Source organism: Paenibacillus sp. ISL-20, from assembly GCF_018613005.1.
In the GTDB taxonomy this organism is placed as follows: Bacteria; Bacillota; Bacilli; order Paenibacillales; family Paenibacillaceae; genus Paenibacillus_AQ.
Genome location: NZ_JAGGRD010000042.1, coordinates 105,019 through 121,644 on the forward strand (window position 1 = coordinate 105,019; position 16,626 = coordinate 121,644).

A 16,626-nucleotide genomic window follows, 5' to 3' on the forward strand; every position below is an offset into this window, starting at 1 on the left:
TCCTGCCTTTTTCCTGTTGACTTACACCTGTTAGCTCCAGACGCTACTGCGGCAGTGTCGGCATATCGTTGTCCATTAAGTCATAGTTCGATTTATATGGATAACCCGGTTCATAGGGTACCACGTGAACCTTGGCATCCGTAACCTGAATAAAGCGATGGGTTAACAGCTTCCGGATTCGCTCAGCAATCTCTTGAGCCTCCAATATGGATGTCCGCGGATTCACGGTGATTTTCACTTCAATGTTCACATGACGGATCTGCCCGTATTCCTGAACCTTCAGTTCCTCGATCGTGATCACGCCATGCACTCGCTGAATCGTATCCATGAAATCGGCTTCGTGCTCATGCCGCTTCTCTTCTACGAGCGTTCCATAAACGGAATGAACGATTAGTATATACCCTTTGCGGACCACGAGACAAGCCACAATCAGAGCCGCAACCGAATCCATATAGAGCAGGGGTGTCCATTCAAAATAAGAGCCCCCCATAGCTAGTGACACGCCGATTAATACCGTTAGCGAAGAGTACAGGGCAAACCGATGATCAGCGGACAGCACCTCATACCGGGGATCCTTGTTTCTTTTTATCTGCCGACATTGGTACTGAAACACCGCTTCATTCACAGCGAGTGATATGAAAACGGCAAGCAGTGCCGATTTGGTTGGCGGCTCCAGGTCGCCTGATGCCATGGTTTGAATCGCGGATACCGCAATTTGAATACCGCCCATGATCAATAAAACGGCAAATAGAATCGAGATCACGGGCTCTGTCGTATCCGAAACTTTCCGTTTGTCCCGAATGGAGCTTTTATTGCCGAATATACCCAGGCTTGGTAAACGATCCACCAATAAAGTTACGGCATTTGCCGCAGAATGCAGAGCATCTCCGATTAGAGCCTTACTGCCGGATAAATATCCGGCGATCCCTTTACACAAGGCTAATGCAAAATCCGTTACAATGCCTGTCCAAAGGACAGTCTCCGTATGATTCAAACGTTCATTGCTCACTTGAGGCCCCCCTCAATGTCACTATCAATCCTATATTTATTATCGCTGTTAACTTTAGAAAGCCGCGTCGCCTGCGACGCGGCTTTCCACTTGTATAGGACCCTCTGCTATCTAGACTGCTACGCCAACAGCGACTGAATTAGATTTCAATCTTATCTTTGCTTGGCTTAGGTGAATTTGGTTTATCGCTGACATTACGCCCCTTAAGGACGAGCCACAACGGACTTGCGATAAAGATCGAAGAGTACGCGCCGAATGCCAAACCGATACAAATTGCCAGAGAGAACATCTGAATCGACTCACCGCCAAGCAGGAGCATGAAGAGTGCAGCGATGAAAACAGACAATGCTGTATAGATCGAACGTCCGATCGTCTGGGTCAAACTTTTGTTAACCAGATCTTTAAGATCCGAGAATCTTTTAATCTTGGCAAACCTCAGGTTCTCCCTGATCCGGTCGAAGATGACAATCGTATCGTTAATCGAATAACCGATAATCGTCAGAACGGCGATAATGAATGTCAGATCCACCTCGAGACCGAGGATGGAGAAAATACTAATGACAACAAATGCATCATGCAGAAGGGCTACGATCGCTGCAATCGCAAACCGCCATTCAAAACGGATGCTGACATAGATGATAATCCCGATACAGGAAATCAATACCGCATAAATTGCGTTTCGGCCCAGCTCTTTTGCCATCTCTGGGTCCACCGTGTTGATCTCGAAGGTGGCCGTTTTATCCAGCTTCTCAATGCCGGAACGCATCTTCAGATCCTGGTCCTCGGTCAGCACCTCGCTGAATCGAATATTCACGCGGTCAATACCAGGAGTAATGCTCGCATCTTCACCGATTCCAGCCTCTTTTAATACGGTATTAATCTGCTCCGTAGTCAGCGGCTTGGAGAGAGAGATGTCTACGTTCGAGCCGGATTGGAAATCAACTCCATAGTTAAGACCACGAGTCAAGAGAAATACCAAGCCCAGAATCGTAATTGCAATGGATAGAATATAGAAAAATCTGCTTTTGCCTACGAAATCAAAGTTCTTAAAGCTCACGAATGTCACGCTCCTTTACGCCATAATGGCTCGGTTTGCGGGCCCAACCAATATTCACAAGTAGATTGAGCAAGAAACGGGAGAAATAAACGTTCGTGGCAATACTCAAGATGATCTCCAGAATCAATACAAGCGCAAAACCTTTAACCGCGCCGGTACCAAATCCGAACATGACAGCGGCAACGAGTATCGTCGTCAAGTTGGAGTCCATGATGGCTCGCAGGGATGACTTACCGCCTGCTTTCACCGCTGATGGAACACTCTTGCCCGTTCTGATCTCTTCCCGAATGCGTTCATAGGTGATGATATTGGCATCAACCGCCATACCTATACCTAATATAAATGCTGCAATACCTGGAAGCGTCAGCGTAAAGTCAGCCCATACAAAAATAAGAATCAGAAGCCATGTATGCAAAATAAGTGCAAAGCTTGCCAGCAAACCCGGTACGCGATACCTGATAATCATGAACAGAAGAATCGCAACGGATGCGATAAGACCTGCTTCTACCGTTTTCGTAAGAGATTGCATACCGAGCGTAGCTCCTACGCTCTGAGAGTACTTCTCAACCAGCTTCAGCGGCAGGGCACCGAGATTAATCGTATCCCGGATCTGCTTCGCTTCATCCAGCGAATAGCTCCCCGTAATTTGTGCGGTACCATCCGTTAATGCGGCACGTACCGTCGGAGCTGACAGCAATTGGTCGTCCATGAAGATAGCCAGTTCTTGACCGAGAAGACGTCCTGTAATTTCAGCAAACTTCCCTTTGTCCTTCACTTTAATATCTATCATAGGCTGATTAAGCTGGTCATAGGCAACCGATGCGCCGTTCTCGACGAAATCGTCGCCGCGGAGCTCAATCTTACAGAACTCCTCGCCTTCTTTACAGCCGTCATTGCTTCGGAATGTGAGGTTCGCAGGTTCTTTCATCGTTTTTCGAACTTCAGCCTCATCCGTTACGCCTGCCACCTTCAAGCGAATCCGGTTCGCCCCTTCCGGCGTAACCTCAGGCTCAGATGTTCCCATTGCATCCGCACGCTTTTGCAAGCTCTTTGCGGTTTCCTGCAGTGCTTCTTTTGTGACTTGCTGCCCTTCCATCAAAGGCTCTGCTTCATAAAGGATTTCGAATCCACCCTTAAGATCCAGACCTAGACGGACGTCTTTCAGCAAGCCTGGAGTTGTAACGGCCATTAAAACAGTGATCACGAGTACGGTTCCGACGAAACTGATTATTCTCTTCATGCCGTCCTTTGTTCCCCCTTTTTACTCAATATTCCTATTATAGCGATGTCATAAAACCCAGTCAATTTATCAAAATTTGTCGGGTTTATGAATGAACCCTTATATCCGCAAGGCAAAAGGGACCTCTTCGATTAATCGAAAGAAGATCCCTTATATGCTGATATTGTCATAAAGTTCATTAAAGCTGTCGCCTTCAAGGACAGAATGTCATTGACCAGTTTGTGGAGGGAGGGGATGCCTTCCTTTTCATATTTGCTGCTGACACAGTTCCAAATATCGTCGCTAGTCACATATTCGTACCCAATCAAATGCATTTCCTCAACCTTGCTCAAGCATACCATCTCAATGGTGCTCATCAAATCTTCCTCGCTCATTTGCTCGAGTTCCATGCATATGGCCTCCTCACTGACTCCCTGTTGTCCCTAAGTTACATTCGACAGGATACATTGCTTTCCTTCTATTCCTACCATGTCCTGAAAAAAAAGTAAAGTCATCAGATGGGACAGGTAGGGCATATCCATAAGAATAGCCATGTCGTGTCACCGTATTCAGTCTTAACCAGGGAGTGGGATGGACAGTGAACAAGCAATCATTTATTAAAGGAACGCTGATTTTACTTGCAGCCGGCATATTAAACCGCCTACTCGGTTTTATCCCCCGGATCGCCCTCCCCCGGATCATTGGACCCGAGGGTGTCGGAATTTACCAACTGGGTTATCCCTTCTTTATCGTGCTCGTGACAATCATTACCGGCGGAATTCCGCTGGCCATTGCCAAAATGGTTGCCGAAGCGGAAGGTGCCGGCAAGCGTGATGCTTCCAAGCAAATCCTGCATGTCAGCCTGATGCTGACACTTACAGCTGGCGCCCTCTTTACGGGACTAAGTCTGCTCCTTGCCCCTTGGGTAACCGGCGTGCTTTTGCCGGACGAGCGTGTATACCAAACCTTTATCAGCATGACACCCATGTTGATCATCATTGCCGTTTCGTCGGTCTACCGTGGATATTTCCAGGGCAAACAGAACATGATTCCCTCCGCAAGCTCCTCCGTGATCGAGACGATTGTCCGAATTATTTGCATGCTCTGGTTTGCGCATCTCTTGATGCCCAAAGGCATCGCTTATGGGGCTGCGGGTGCTATGCTCGGAACAGCCGTGGGGGAACTGATTGGCATGATAGCCCTGCTGCTGCAATATCCCGGGGAGGGACGACCTAGAAATAAACTTTTACCTAAACCGCAACGGCAAAAAGTAATATCCGAAAAAACTGCAAAAGAAGACTCTTCCTCGAATAAAGGCATTCTGAAACGTTTATTCGGTATTGCATTGCCTGTGACAGGGGGCAAGATGGTAGGTTCATTCTCCTACCTCCTGGAGACAATCCTGACCAATCGCAGCCTGGCCATGGCAGGTATAGCGACATCCGTAGCAACCGCCCAGTATGGAGCACTGCAAGGGATGATCATCCCGCTCCTGTTATTGCCCGGTGCTCTGACGGTTTCTCTGGCCATCTCTCTGGTGCCTTCACTCTCGGAAGCTGCCGCCCGCAATGACCGGACGACCATCCACAAACGAATGAACCAATCCCTTCGGCTAGCCCTTGTCTCCGGAGCTCCGTTTGCCATCATTATGTTTGTCCTGGCTGAGCCATTATGCCTGCTCCTATACGACAACGCGGAGGTTAGCGATATGCTCAAAATCATGGCGCCCTTTGCCTTGTTCCTGTATGTGCAATCCCCGCTTCAAGCTGCCTTGCAAGCTCTGGACCGTCCGGGCCGGGCATTACTCAACACGTTATTTGGGGCAATCATCAAAATGAGCCTCATCGTGTTTTTGGCATCCAATCCCGCCTTCGGCATAATAGGGGCCGTCATTGCCATTATCGTAAACAGCATTGCAGTTACATTACTCCACGGTTTCAGCCTATCGAGACTGATCGGCTTTCGATTCCGTCTGCTGGATTATGTCAAAATCGGGGCGGTTATGATCATTATGGGTGCCTGTGTCCTCTATGGGTACAAACATCTTCCGTTTTCGACCGCGCCATGGCTGCAATTTTGGGCTTCCATCGCAGTTGGTATGCTGGTCTATTTCATCATGATTTTTATGACCAAGCTGGTAACACCGCGAGATTTGGATCGTGTGCCTGTCGTCGGCACCTGGTTCAATAAATTCAGCCGTCGTTAGATCCTGTCTTTACGGTCAATGTAAATCCGGCCTTTATGGTCAATAGAGCATAGAAAAATATCCTTAAAATCCTTAGCACCGTAATTCTGTATCTCGTTCTTAAGCCAGAACCGCGTTTTATCGATTAATTCAAGGTTCTCGTCCTGCACCTTTCCATCCAATATAAGCGGGATGGGCAGGCCTTCATACGTGATTTTATCGTAAGGAATATCAACGACTGTAGGGTTCTCTTTTTCGGATTGGGATGAAGTGGATGTGACCCCTGAGGTGTTGGATGAACTTGAAGAGTTATTCGAATTGCTGTTGGAGCTGTCCCCCGTATCCTTTGGAATCACGGTGAGCTGACCGGATGTTTCAAGTATCGCAAATTCAACATCCGCCAGACTGTCAATATCTTTGCCTCTTAGCTGCTGCATCAGATCATCCAGATTATAGCGAAGCTTTGCCATCTCCTTACGGTGCAGCCTGCCCCGGGACACCAATACGCTTGGCTTTCCGTCGGCAAACAGCCGTATATTTCGATTTTTCAGTCCGATGTAAGCAAGACCTACCTGAATGGCAACCAAAACAGCGATAGGCGCAAGTCCCTCCCAAATCGGCTTTTGGACATCTTCCAGAACAAAAACGGCAATCTCTGCAATCATTACGGATATGACCAAATCGAAGATGGACAGCTTTCCGATTTCCCTTTTGCCCATGATTCTCATGGTGACAAAGATGACCACATACATCAGAATGGTCCGCAGAATCAGAATAGTCATATGAGACATAAACAATCCCTCCTAGCTTGTCGAACATTCTCATGTACAGCTATTCTGGCCTGCTATAGCTTTTCCCATTCGATTACAACGGATTAATTAATGGAAATCATGCAAAACCGGATGCAAAACGCTCAGTTTGTACTATATGTACAGGCTTGGCCATACAATTTAATGATCAAGATTAGTTAAGGGGGATGATTCATGGAACCGATCCGGCGAGTTTTCACTTTCAGGATCTCCAATCCGATTCTTTCAGGACTTTTGTATTCTTTTTTCTGGATGTTTCTTGGCGCGTTTGCGTTATCCCTGCTTCTATGGGGCAGCGGACTAGCCGAAGATGATTTATCGTTCTACACGTTTCTCGTACATGCCATCGCAGCCTTTATCGGAGGTTGTGTGAGCGGCAAGCGCGCAGGAAACAAAGGTTGGTATTACGGCTGCCTGACAGGGCTGATATATGGCATAACGCTGCTCGTCATTGGCTTTCTTGCTTTGGATAGTTCCTTATCTCTCGGAGATTTGACGCTGATTGTCACGGTATTTGCTGCAGGCGCCATCGGGGGAATGTTCGGGGTCAACTTAAAAAAATGAAGTTTCACGCTAATGCTTCTGGCGAGCATCTCACTACCATGCTAAAAAACAAAGGCCGACTCCTAAAAGGAATCGGCCTTTGTTATAACGATTACATTCCATATGTAGGTGAAACGTAATTATGCATCCGCATTCACACTATGGCTGATAGAGTTACGATCGAACGTCAACTTCGTTACATCGTTCACTTTCAAGACCACAATATCGTCGGTAATCTCCACAATTGTACCGTGAAGGCCTCCAATGGTTACCACTTTATCGCCCTTTGACAAGGCGCTAAGCATTGCGTTTCTGGTCTTCTGCTTCTTCTGCTGTGGACGAATAAGCAGAAAATAAAAGATGACAAACATCAGAACGAAAGGCAAAACCAACCCTAAAATACCGCCTCCGCCTGAACCTGTACCAGCTGCTAAATCAAATGAAGCTCCAAACATTCCTTTCCCCCCTTTCACAAACTTATCATGATGGCCATGAACTTGCTTTAGAACCCTTTTTCATTATCATGTAGGCCGTACTTATCAAAAAACTCATCGCGGAAATCAAGCAGACGGTCTTCCATAATACTCTGACGCACGTTACGCATCAAATTGAGCAGGAAATGCAGGTTATGATACGTCGTCAATCTTAATCCAAATGTTTCATCACTCTTGATCAGATGACGCAGATAAGCACGCGAGTAGTTACGGCAAGTGTAGCAGTCACATTCCGGATCCAGCGGTCCGTAATCCCTGGCATATTGAGCATTTCGAACGACAAGACGGCCTTGACTTGTCATCGTTGTCCCGTTGCGAGCGATCCGCGTCGGAAGCACGCAATCGAACATATCCACACCACGAATCGAGCCCTCAATCAACGCATCGGGTGATCCGACTCCCATCAAATAGCGAGGCTTATTGTTCGGCAGCAGGGGCACCGTGTAATCCAGCACTTCATACATAAGCTGCTTCGATTCTCCCACACTAAGTCCACCAATAGCATAACCCGGGAAATCCATGGAAGTCAAATCACGGGCGCTCTGACGGCGCAGATCCTCATGCATGCCTCCCTGAACGATGGCGAATAGGGCTTGGTCTTCCGGTCTAGCATGGCTCTTAAGGCAGCGTTCAGCCCAGCGAGAGGTTCGCTCGGTGGATTGTTTAACGTATTCATACTCCGCAGGATAAGGCGGACATTCATCAAAAGCCATCATTATATCAGATCCGAGCGCGTTCTGAATCTCCATCGCGACTTCCGGGGAGATAAACAGTTTATCTCCGTTCAAGTGGGAACGGAAATGTACGCCTTCTTCCGATATTTTTCTCATTTCTGCCAAGCTGAATACCTGGAAGCCTCCGCTATCAGTCAGGATCGGACGGTCCCAGTTCATGAATTTGTGCAGTCCGCCCGCTTCCTTCACAATATCATGTCCAGGACGCAAAAAGAGGTGATAGGTGTTGCTTAAAATAATATGGGCATCCATAGCCTTTAGTTCTTCCGGACTCATGGTTTTTACGGTTGCCAATGTTCCCACAGGCATGAATGTCGGCGTATCGATCACGCCGTGCGGGGTGTGCACTCTGCCGAGCCTCGCGCCCGATTGTTTACACGTTTTAATATGTTCATAAGTAACAGCTGCTACCATTGTATTAACCAACCTCCGAATTAATAGATAAACATCGCGTCGCCAAAGCTGAAGAATCGATATTCCTTCTCAACAGCTTCCTTGTACGCCTTCATAATGTGTTCGCGTCCGGCCAACGCACTGACCAGCATCACCAGCGTGGATTTCGGCAGATGGAAATTCGTAATCAGCGCGTCCACAACGGTAAAAGTATATCCGGGATATATGAAAATGCTTGTCCAGCCGCTGCTCTCACGCAGCGGCTCGCCTTTCAGCGCCGATCCAACCGTCTCCAGCGTTCTGCAAGAGGTAGTCCCTACAGCGATAACCCTGCCGCCGCGCCGCTTCGTTTCATTCAGCAGCTCAGCGGTTTCCTGGGAAAGGGAATAGTACTCTTCATGCATGACATGATCCTCAACCTGTTCCACGGACATCGGACGAAATGTCCCCAGTCCCACGTGCAGGGTAATGAAGGCGATGTCTACTCCCTTGGCCTGAATCTGTTCCAGGAGAGCTTCCGTGAAGTGCAGGCCCGCCGTGGGAGCGGCTGCAGATCCTTCATGCTTTGCATATACGGTCTGATACCGATCGCGGTCATCCAGCTTCTCCTTAATATATGGCGGAAGCGGCATTTGCCCCAGTTCATCCAGGATTTCTTGGAAAATCCCTTTATACGAAAAGGATAGGATGCGAGCACCCATCTCGCCTTCTTCCTCAATGATCGCTTTTAATTTACCGTCCCCGAAGGAAATTACGTTCCCTTTTTTCAGCTTCTTGCCGGGTTTTACAAGTGCTTCCCACCGGTCTTGCCCCATATTCTTAAGCAGAAGTACCTCTGCTTTCGCACCGGTGTCTTCCTTTGCACCAAACAATCGGGCCGGTATGACCTTGGTATCGTTTAATACGAGCGTATCCCCCGGATTCAGGCTGTCTATGATGTCCGCAAACGTTTGATGGCTTATATGTCCGCTCTCTTTGTCCAGCGTGAGAAGCCTGGAAGAGCTTCGATCAAGCAGCGGCGTCTGCGCAATTAAGTGTTCGGGTAATTCAAAATCATACAAATCCACATTCATGTCGGTCAGTCCTTCGTAATAGTCGTGTTGCGGTAATAGTGTTGGAGTATCTGCTTATAATCATACCCTTCATCTGCCATTCCTTTGGCACCCCATTGGGACATGCCCAGTCCGTGACCTAAGCCTTTACCGGTAAATTTAAAGCCGGAAGAGCTTTCAATCACACGTGCTTTTCCCGTTCCATTCATCACAACGGTACCGGAACCTTTGACATTTCCGTTACCGCTCCCTGAGATGACGGACACCATTTGGCCGCTTGAAACCGTTGATACCGCACCATTCGCGCTCAATACAGTATAACTTCCGGTCGATTCAATATCAAACAATGTGCTTGGCAGACCGTTAAAAGCCGAGCGGAACATATCCGGATATTTTACGTCCAGCACTTGATCGTTGGCTTTCACCGTAAGGGCACGTCCAGACGGGCCTCGCTCCGTTACATCCAGCGAAGTAATAGAAGCAGGCAGGCTGTTAGAGGTTTTTCCTTTTAGAGCGGACAGTAGTTGATCCGAAGTATACGGACCGCGAACCCAGTCATAGCTGTTGGATTCCGCCACTTTTTCAAGAACGACTGCCGTTTCTCCCGGATTCATCTTGCCTACAGGCTCAACGTTCGATTGGATCAATGGCAGTGGGCGTACATTCGTATCCTTGGCGGTAACGGTCATATACAGGAGTCCTGCCGATGTTTTGTTGCCGGTTTCCTTCACATTGTCCTCACGTACATAACCTGTAGCGCCACTCGGAAGAAGTACATGATACCAGGATTTAAGCGCTGCCTGGGATGAAGAATCTCCAGGGCTTTCCACCGCGGCAAACAGATCGTTACGGTTACCCCACACCTCGGTGGAGTCCGCCGTCATTCCTCCGCTATTGGAGGAAAACACGGTTTCCACTATTTTGCCGTCTTTCATGACCACTTCGCCGTCAGTTGCATCCACTGCCTGAATAATGCTCGGATACTCATAGGCTGTCCCGTAATAGGCCTGGCTTAGCGTTGTGTCCACGACATGAGCTACCTCAAACTTATTTCCTTGGAAGAGCGCATAGCTGCGTGCCGCTACAGCCTGTGCCTTCAGAGCTTCAGCCCCCCAAGTAGATGGCACCTCGGCTCCAACGACGGAATATAGATACTGTTGAAACGGCAGTTCATTGACGAGATACAATTGACCGTTCTTTTGTCCGATCTCCAAAGCGCCTCGATAGGAGCGATCCAATCGCTCCTTCACATTCGTTCCGGCACCTGAACTCCCTTCTACCCGCAGAACCGACTGACCACCCGACAACATATAATGCTGTGTCTCTTGAGGAGTCGCCAGGTTCAGGCTTACATCTCGTCTCATCATCAGACCCGAGGTAGCAGCATTCATTTCAACGAGGGCGCCGGATATTGGAGCAGCCTCCTGTCTGACTGCAGCCAGATCGGCTGTGTTGGCTGCCTCGCCTACCCAAACCTCATAAGCGGATACACCTCCGTTAGGTACCACAACATTGAAGGCATCCATGCCGGCATTTGCATACGTCTTACGTACAGACTCCGCCTCAGCCTCCGATCCGTACGATCCCGCAGACAAATGCAGTCCGCCTTTAACAGAAGGCGTTTGACTATTCAGATAAGCAGCCACCGTCTTCGCAGTTCGCGTTGCCGCGTCCACGGCCGCTTTCTCTGTCCCATACATACCGGCATATAGTTTGTACACATTGCCGTCTGCAAACAGCATCGGTTTGTCATTCGTCGCCTCCAGTTTTTTCGCCGCTTCCGAAGCCGTTTTCCAATCCGTGGTCTCAAGCACCTTGACGCGGTATGTATCCACACTCATTCGGACCTGCTGGTTTGCTGGAATGCTTATCAAAGTCTGCTGAGCACCGGATACAAGCAGCGATGCCGTCAGAGCCTCAGCGGATTTCAGTGTAACGGCATTGCTTGTTGATTTATACTGACTTCCCAGATCCAAAAACATCGCAACTCGAATCGTATCTATTGAAGGAGCGGCCGCATGTACTGCAGGCGCGCTCCATAAGGTTCCGGCAACAGCCAGTGACAAGAGTCCCTTGGTGGTCCAACCGAATAATGATTTCGTCCAGTTCCTATCCATTTAAGTCTTTCCTCCTGTAGCTATTAGGATTTGGTATGAATGTAATGATTCTATAATCTAACGACGATCCTCTGGAAAGGGAATACCTAAATGTTGATAAGCTGTGGGCGTTACAACCCGTCCCCGGGGTGTACGCTGCAAGAAACCGATCTGCAGGAGATACGGTTCATAAACATCTTCAATGGTTTGGCTTTCTTCTCCAATGGTTGCCGCAATGGTATCCAGACCTACAGGTCCCCCACGGAAGCTTTTGATCATGGCGTTCAGCATTTTATGATCAATAAAATCCAGTCCCATCGGATCGATCTGCAGCATTTTCAGCGCTTCCTGAGCGATGCTTGGCGTTATCATGCCATCTCCTCGAACCTGGGCATAATCACGTACCCGTTTCAAGAGACGGTTGGCAATGCGGGGCGTCCCGCGCGATCTCAGGGCAATCTCTTCTGCTGCCTCTCCTAATATCTCGATCTCAAAAAGATCAGCATTGCGTGACACAATGTAACTCAGCTCGTCCACCGTATAGAATTCCAGACGGCTTACCACGCCAAAACGGTCCCTAAGCGGCGCAGAGAGCAATCCAGCCCGTGTAGTGGCGCCAATTAAGGTAAACGGCGGCAGGTCCAGACGTACCGAGCGTGCGCTTGGCCCTTTCCCGATCATAATATCCAGCGCAAAATCCTCCATCGCCGGATACATCACTTCCTCTACCGTCCGGTGCAGCCGATGGATCTCATCAATAAACAGTACATCTCCTTCCTGCAGATTAGTGAGAAGTGCAGCCAGATCCCCCGGTCGCTCGATTGCCGGACCGGAAGTCGTACGGAGATTAACGCCAAGCTCATTGGCGATAATATTGGCCAGCGTCGTTTTACCGAGACCCGGAGGACCGTACAACAACACGTGGTCAAGCGCTTCGTTACGCATTTTTGCCGCTTCGATATATACCTTGAGATTTTCCTTAACTTGATTCTGTCCTATATATTCAGCCAAATAGCGTGGACGCAGACTAAGCTCGACAGCCTGTTCGTCCATCATTAGATTGGCGGAAATAATTCGATCGTCCATCTAATAAACTCCTCTCCTGCAGCGATCCTCTAACCGGCGTACAGCTGCTGCAGTGCCCGTTTCATCAGCACATCGACAGATTCACCGCTTGCGGCAGAATCCTTAATCTTGAGCCAGACCTTGTCCAGCTCGCTATCCGTATAACCAAGAGCCTTCAATCCTTCACGTGCCTCAGACCACGCCGAGCCGTCAGCTTCCGGCTCAGGCTCCTGAAGGGCAAAAAGACCGGTCATCATGCTCGCATTTCCGAATCCCTCAAGCTTGTCCTTCAGGTCCAGAATCATACGCTGCGCTGTTTTCTTACCGATTCCCGGAAGCTTGATTAAGAAGGATACATTCTCCTGGTAGATGGCGGAAACCACATGATCCGGAGATCCCCCGCCCAATATGCCGAGCGCCACACGCGGACCGATACCCGAGACTTCGATCAGTTTACGGAACAGCTTCTGTTCCTCCCGTGTCGGAAATCCAAACAGCAGGATGGCATCTTCACGGACATGATGATGGGTAAACACCGTGATGGTTCCTTCGGTTTTGGCAAAGGCATAGGGATTCGGACAGAACACCTGATATCCTACCCCATGAACATCCAGTACAATATATTCACTCTCTAAGTGGACTACCTGTCCCCGTAAAAAATCGATCATTTTCGCAATACCTCATTTAACTTGGAATTCAGTGTATAGGAATGCGCGTGACAGATCGCTACAGCCAATGCATCCGCCACATCGTCAGGTTTAGGAATGCTCTGCAACTTCAGGAACATCCTGACCATCTCCTGTACCTGTCTCTTCTCGGCCTTGCCATAGCCGACAATCGCCTGCTTCACCTGCATCGGCGTATATTCTGCAATCGGGAGTCCGCGCTGGACCGCAGCCAGGATAAGAACCCCTCTGGCCTGGGATACGGACATCGCCGTGGTTACGTTGCGGTTAAAAAACAATTTCTCGAAAGCAACGGCCTCAGGCTCATATTTATCAATAAGCTGCTGCATACCTTCGTACACGTGCTGCAGCCTCTCTTCATCCGGTGTATGGGCTTCCGTCTGGATACAGCCATACTGTACCGGTGTAACTTTACTTCCAACCTTATCTACAAACCCGAAACCTACAATCGCAATCCCGGGGTCGATCCCTAAAATGCGCAAACCAATCTCTCCTCTGATGAAGCGAACATATGTATCGTTCTCTCATTATAACAAAAGATCGACCTCTGTTGAGGAAAAACTTTGATCCTTTAAGCAACCGTTACGTATCCACTATATTGAGACCGCTGACATCCCCTTCCAACGCAAAAAACTGCCCGGGAAATTTCCGGGCAGCAGCATTTTCAGTCACCAAGCGACAAAGCTGGGACAATTTTAAGGGGTCGGGTTCATGACATTCTCAGCCATATCCCGTGCATAATCGCTAAAGGTTGACAGAACACTGTTATACTCTTCCATATCTTGGATTCGAATACCTTCTTCAAGTTGCTTGATCACATCTTTAGGTAAAGAAGACTCCATCGAACCGACATCCAGCTGAAAGAAGGTCCGCATCACTTTTTCTTCTTCCGGTGGGCCATCAAACAATGTTAGGTTTCCTTTGGAATCGATACTCATATAAGCTTGCCTCTTACAGGTGGGTGAGAGGTCGGATACGGTGTGCTCCAGCCAAACTACTCCTTTGTTATCCAAGCGTCCCTGCCATAAAGGATTTTTATTCATCAGTTCATAAATACCGTCCGCCGTAAGCTTACCCATGTCCTGCTCTTCGATGCCACATACATAAGTGATGCGAACATGAACATGCTTCTTTCCCTTCGAGGTATTCAGCTTCTGCATGAATTCCCTCTGATCCTGCCGGCGTTCTTCCAACTTATCATCCGCGATCTGCAAGTAATGCATCGTTTCTACGGCCAGCGGCGTTTCGTCGGATGCAGCAGTGAGCAGCTTATTCATCTGATCCTTTATATTCTGGCCAGACCATATCATGACACCTGCGATCAATAGGATCGCACAGGACCAAATCGCGCGTCTCCAGCGTCTCCAGCGTCTCCAGCGTTTTCTGAACAGCTTCTTAAAGAAATGAAAAACACTCAAGGTTATCCCCTTCTATTCAATGTTTTTCATATTGTGACCGGGAAGCTGCCAAATTATTCAGTTCCGCTTTTGCCATTAACATCATTTTCAAACCACAACAAAAAAAGACTGCTTTCAGTTATACTGAAAGCAGTCTTTCGATTCGAATCGGGATGACACGATTTGAACATGCGACCCCCTGGTCCCAAACCAGGTGCTCTACCAAGCTGAGCTACATCCCGTTAATTAATGCCGGTGAAGGGACTCGAACCCCCACGGTTTCCCTCACGATTTTGAGTCGCGCGCGTCTGCCAATTCCGCCACACCGGCACAATGAAATTTCATATAGAGTAAGTAATTTAATTTAAAAATGGCACGCCCTGAGAGATTCGAACTCCCGACCTTTTGATTCGTAGTCAAACGCTCTATCCAGCTGAGCTAAGGGCGCAAAATGGAGCGGACGACGGGAATCGAACCCGCGACCCTCGCCTTGGCAAGGCGATGCTCTACCGCTGAGCCACGTCCGCAATGTAAATATGTATTCCGTCTCAAGCTCTCTTGGTAAAGATGGTGAGCCATGAAGGACTCGAACCTTCGACACCCTGATTAAAAGTCAGGTGCTCTACCAACTGAGCTAATGGCTCTTATTACTAAGAGTAAAGAATGGCGGAACTGACGGGATACTCTCACTTCGTTCGAGACTGCGAAGTCTATGCTAACGAAGATGATTCTTCGACGAACCCATAATGGATTCTCATCCCTGAAGCTTATAAGAATGGCGGAACTGACGGGATTCGAACCCGCGATCTCCTGCGTGACAGGCAGGCATGTTAGGCCTCTACACCACAGTTCCATGAGGCATTATCGCTATCGCGATATAAATTGGTTGCGGGGGCAGGATTTGAACCTACGACCTTCGGGTTATGAGCCCGACGAGCTACCGAACTGCTCCACCCCGCGTCATTATAAGGGTTGCTTGTATGGGATCCCCGAAAAGTAATCGGAATTACCTGCGAAGCATGAGCTTCACTTTTTTGGGGATAAATTATGGTGGAGGCTGAGGGGATCGAACCCCCGACCCTCTGCTTGTAAGGCAGATGCTCTCCCAGCTGAGCTAAGCCTCCGTCTGGAATGTTGTTACTAAATTAAAGTGGTGACCCGTAGGGGATACTCTCACTTCGTTCGAGACTGCGAAGTCTATGCTTACGAAGTTACCCTCCGACGAACCGACGGGATTCTCATCCCCTGATGCAATAAAGATAGTGGTGACCCGTAGGGGATTCGAACCCCTGTTACCTCCGTGAAAGGGAGGTGTCTTAACCCCTTGACCAACGGGCCGTATATGCAGTCCTTGCTGGCGGAGAGAGAGGGATTCGAACCCTCGAGACGCTTTTGGCGCCTACACGATTTCCAATCGTGCTCCTTCGGCCAACTCGGACACCTCTCCATAAGTGGCTCCCCGAACAGGACTCGAACCTGTGACAACTCGATTAACAGTCGAGTGCTCTACCAACTGAGCTATCAGGGAATATGTATCCGCTTGGCGACGTCCTACTCTCCCGGGACCCTTCGGTCCAAGTACCATCGGCGCTGGAAGGCTTAACGGTCGTGTTCGGTATGGGTACGCGTGGAACCCTTCCGCTATCGCCACCAAACGTATATTCAGGATCCGGCATCGCCAAATGCCGTGATCATCCTCCTTGCAAGTATAGCTTGTACACTTACAATTCAGTTTTGATCACCTGAAAACTAGATACGAAACGAATTTGCGTGTTTGAGAATCCGTAGCATTTCCCCAATGTAATATCGGGGTCCCCGGAAAGTATTCGGCGTTGCTTCAAAGCTTCGCTTCACTTTTTGGGGTGTTTTTTGGATAAGCCCTCGACC

General features: G+C 48.8%; 15 protein-coding genes, 11 tRNA genes and 1 rRNA gene. 2 read left to right on the forward strand and 25 right to left on the reverse strand.

Features of this window, described 5'->3' with window-relative positions; genetic code table 11:
• Positions 1-43 precede the first annotated feature (43 nt).
• The 4 genes from J7E85_RS24165 to J7E85_RS24180 form a co-directional block, all read right to left on the reverse strand.
• On the reverse strand, positions 44-1,009 hold the full coding sequence (locus J7E85_RS24165) for a cation diffusion facilitator family transporter (protein ID WP_215162297.1): 966 nt from the start codon (positions 1,007-1,009) through the stop codon (positions 44-46).
• 139 nt (positions 1,010-1,148) lie between these two features.
• Entirely contained in the window at positions 1,149-2,066 is a 918-nt protein-coding gene (gene secF, locus J7E85_RS24170) for a protein translocase subunit SecF (RefSeq protein WP_215162299.1), read from the reverse strand.
• On the reverse strand, positions 2,056-3,306 hold the full coding sequence (gene secD / locus J7E85_RS24175; protein WP_076320437.1) for a protein translocase subunit SecD: 1,251 nt from the start codon (positions 3,304-3,306) through the stop codon (positions 2,056-2,058). The genes secF and secD overlap by 11 nt, the downstream gene beginning before the upstream one ends.
• 131 nt (positions 3,307-3,437) lie before the next feature.
• Positions 3,438-3,695: a post-transcriptional regulator gene (locus J7E85_RS24180; RefSeq protein ID WP_215162301.1), complete on the reverse strand. Its 258-nt coding sequence runs from the start codon at positions 3,693-3,695 to the stop codon at positions 3,438-3,440.
• Positions 3,696-3,883: 188 nt separating this feature from the next.
• Between J7E85_RS24180 and spoVB the strand changes: the two genes are divergently transcribed.
• A complete protein-coding gene (gene spoVB, locus J7E85_RS24185) occupies positions 3,884-5,491 on the forward strand; it encodes a stage V sporulation protein B (protein ID WP_215162304.1) in 1,608 nt (535 codons plus the stop codon).
• On the opposite strand, the gene J7E85_RS24190 is transcribed toward spoVB, so the two are convergent.
• The gene (locus J7E85_RS24190) at positions 5,488-6,261 is read right to left on the reverse strand and encodes a YetF domain-containing protein (protein ID WP_215162306.1); all 774 of its coding nucleotides are present in this window, start codon (positions 6,259-6,261) and stop codon (positions 5,488-5,490) included. The two genes, spoVB and J7E85_RS24190, sit on opposite strands and share 4 nt — an antisense overlap.
• 192 nt (positions 6,262-6,453) lie before the next feature.
• On the opposite strand from J7E85_RS24190, the gene J7E85_RS24195 reads away from it, so the two are divergent.
• A complete protein-coding gene (locus J7E85_RS24195) occupies positions 6,454-6,843 on the forward strand; it encodes a TIGR04086 family membrane protein (RefSeq protein WP_215162314.1) in 390 nt (129 codons plus the stop codon).
• Positions 6,844-6,962: 119 nt separating this feature from the next.
• Here J7E85_RS24195 and yajC read toward each other — a convergent pair whose 3' ends face one another.
• The 20 genes from yajC to rrf form a co-directional block, all read right to left on the reverse strand.
• Positions 6,963-7,277 carry a preprotein translocase subunit YajC gene (yajC, locus tag J7E85_RS24200; RefSeq protein WP_215162322.1) on the reverse strand — a complete coding sequence of 105 codons (315 nt, stop codon included), beginning with the start codon at positions 7,275-7,277 and terminating at the stop codon, positions 6,963-6,965.
• A 47-nt stretch (positions 7,278-7,324) separates the two neighbouring features.
• Entirely contained in the window at positions 7,325-8,464 is a 1,140-nt protein-coding gene (gene tgt / locus J7E85_RS24205; protein ID WP_127594680.1) for a tRNA guanosine(34) transglycosylase Tgt, read from the reverse strand.
• A 20-nt stretch (positions 8,465-8,484) separates the two neighbouring features.
• On the reverse strand, positions 8,485-9,516 hold the full coding sequence (gene queA / locus J7E85_RS24210; protein WP_215162324.1) for a tRNA preQ1(34) S-adenosylmethionine ribosyltransferase-isomerase QueA: 1,032 nt from the start codon (positions 9,514-9,516) through the stop codon (positions 8,485-8,487).
• Positions 9,517-9,521: 5 nt separating this feature from the next.
• Positions 9,522-11,612 (reverse strand): SpoIID/LytB domain-containing protein, encoded by a 2,091-nt coding sequence (locus J7E85_RS24215; RefSeq protein WP_215162326.1) that lies wholly within the window; start codon positions 11,610-11,612, stop codon positions 9,522-9,524.
• 57 nt (positions 11,613-11,669) lie between these two features.
• A complete protein-coding gene (ruvB, locus tag J7E85_RS24220) occupies positions 11,670-12,677 on the reverse strand; it encodes a Holliday junction branch migration DNA helicase RuvB (protein WP_215162328.1) in 1,008 nt (335 codons plus the stop codon).
• A gap of 29 nt (positions 12,678-12,706) precedes the next feature.
• Complete coding sequence (ruvA, locus tag J7E85_RS24225) at positions 12,707-13,324, reverse strand: Holliday junction branch migration protein RuvA (protein WP_215162330.1); 618 nt, start codon at positions 13,322-13,324, stop codon at positions 12,707-12,709.
• Positions 13,321-13,824 carry a crossover junction endodeoxyribonuclease RuvC gene (gene ruvC, locus J7E85_RS24230; RefSeq protein WP_215162332.1) on the reverse strand — a complete coding sequence of 168 codons (504 nt, stop codon included), beginning with the start codon at positions 13,822-13,824 and terminating at the stop codon, positions 13,321-13,323. Before ruvC ends, ruvA begins: the two co-directional genes overlap by 4 nt.
• Positions 13,825-14,037: 213 nt before the next feature.
• A complete protein-coding gene (locus tag J7E85_RS24235) occupies positions 14,038-14,760 on the reverse strand; it encodes a BofC C-terminal domain-containing protein (protein ID WP_215162333.1) in 723 nt (240 codons plus the stop codon).
• Positions 14,761-14,907: 147 nt separating this feature from the next.
• Positions 14,908-14,981 (reverse strand) — tRNA-Pro (locus J7E85_RS24240).
• A gap of 8 nt (positions 14,982-14,989) precedes the next feature.
• Positions 14,990-15,069, reverse strand: a tRNA-Leu gene (locus J7E85_RS24245).
• A gap of 41 nt (positions 15,070-15,110) precedes the next feature.
• A tRNA-Arg gene (locus J7E85_RS24250) sits at positions 15,111-15,187 on the reverse strand.
• 4 nt (positions 15,188-15,191) lie between these two features.
• Positions 15,192-15,266: transfer RNA gene (locus J7E85_RS24255), tRNA-Gly, on the reverse strand.
• Between the two features lie 41 nt (positions 15,267-15,307).
• Positions 15,308-15,383 (reverse strand) — tRNA-Lys (locus J7E85_RS24260).
• Positions 15,384-15,515: 132 nt separating this feature from the next.
• A tRNA-Asp gene (locus tag J7E85_RS24265) sits at positions 15,516-15,592 on the reverse strand.
• 30 nt (positions 15,593-15,622) lie between these two features.
• Positions 15,623-15,699, reverse strand: a tRNA-Met gene (locus tag J7E85_RS24270).
• A gap of 88 nt (positions 15,700-15,787) precedes the next feature.
• Positions 15,788-15,863, reverse strand: a tRNA-Val gene (locus J7E85_RS24275).
• A 139-nt stretch (positions 15,864-16,002) separates the two neighbouring features.
• Positions 16,003-16,077: transfer RNA gene (locus J7E85_RS24280), tRNA-Glu, on the reverse strand.
• Positions 16,078-16,094: 17 nt separating this feature from the next.
• Positions 16,095-16,186: transfer RNA gene (locus tag J7E85_RS24285), tRNA-Ser, on the reverse strand.
• Positions 16,187-16,191: 5 nt separating this feature from the next.
• Positions 16,192-16,267, reverse strand: a tRNA-Asn gene (locus J7E85_RS24290).
• A gap of 10 nt (positions 16,268-16,277) precedes the next feature.
• Positions 16,278-16,394, reverse strand: a 5S ribosomal RNA gene (gene rrf / locus J7E85_RS24295).
• Positions 16,395-16,626: the final 232 nt, after the last annotated feature.

Bases quoted from the DNA above. Each gene is read 5' to 3' on its own strand.
- queA (WP_215162324.1), bottom strand. From the start codon at position 9,516: ATGAATGTGGATTTGTATGATTTTGAATTACCCGAACACTTAATTGCG.
- ruvA (WP_215162330.1), bottom strand. From the start codon at position 13,324: ATGATCGATTTTTTACGGGGACAGGTAGTCCACTTAGAGAGTGAATAT.
- J7E85_RS24215 (WP_215162326.1), bottom strand. From the start codon at position 11,612: ATGGATAGGAACTGGACGAAATCATTATTCGGTTGGACCACCAAGGGA.
- secD (WP_076320437.1), bottom strand. From the start codon at position 3,306: ATGAAGAGAATAATCAGTTTCGTCGGAACCGTACTCGTGATCACTGTT.
- J7E85_RS24190 (WP_215162306.1), bottom strand. From the start codon at position 6,261: ATGTCTCATATGACTATTCTGATTCTGCGGACCATTCTGATGTATGTG.
- J7E85_RS24180 (WP_215162301.1), bottom strand. From the start codon at position 3,695: ATGGAACTCGAGCAAATGAGCGAGGAAGATTTGATGAGCACCATTGAG.
- tgt (WP_127594680.1), bottom strand. From the start codon at position 8,464: ATGGTAGCAGCTGTTACTTATGAACATATTAAAACGTGTAAACAATCG.
- ruvB (WP_215162328.1), bottom strand. From the start codon at position 12,677: ATGGACGATCGAATTATTTCCGCCAATCTAATGATGGACGAACAGGCT.
- yajC (WP_215162322.1), bottom strand. From the start codon at position 7,277: ATGTTTGGAGCTTCATTTGATTTAGCAGCTGGTACAGGTTCAGGCGGA.
- J7E85_RS24195 (WP_215162314.1), top strand. From the start codon at position 6,454: ATGGAACCGATCCGGCGAGTTTTCACTTTCAGGATCTCCAATCCGATT.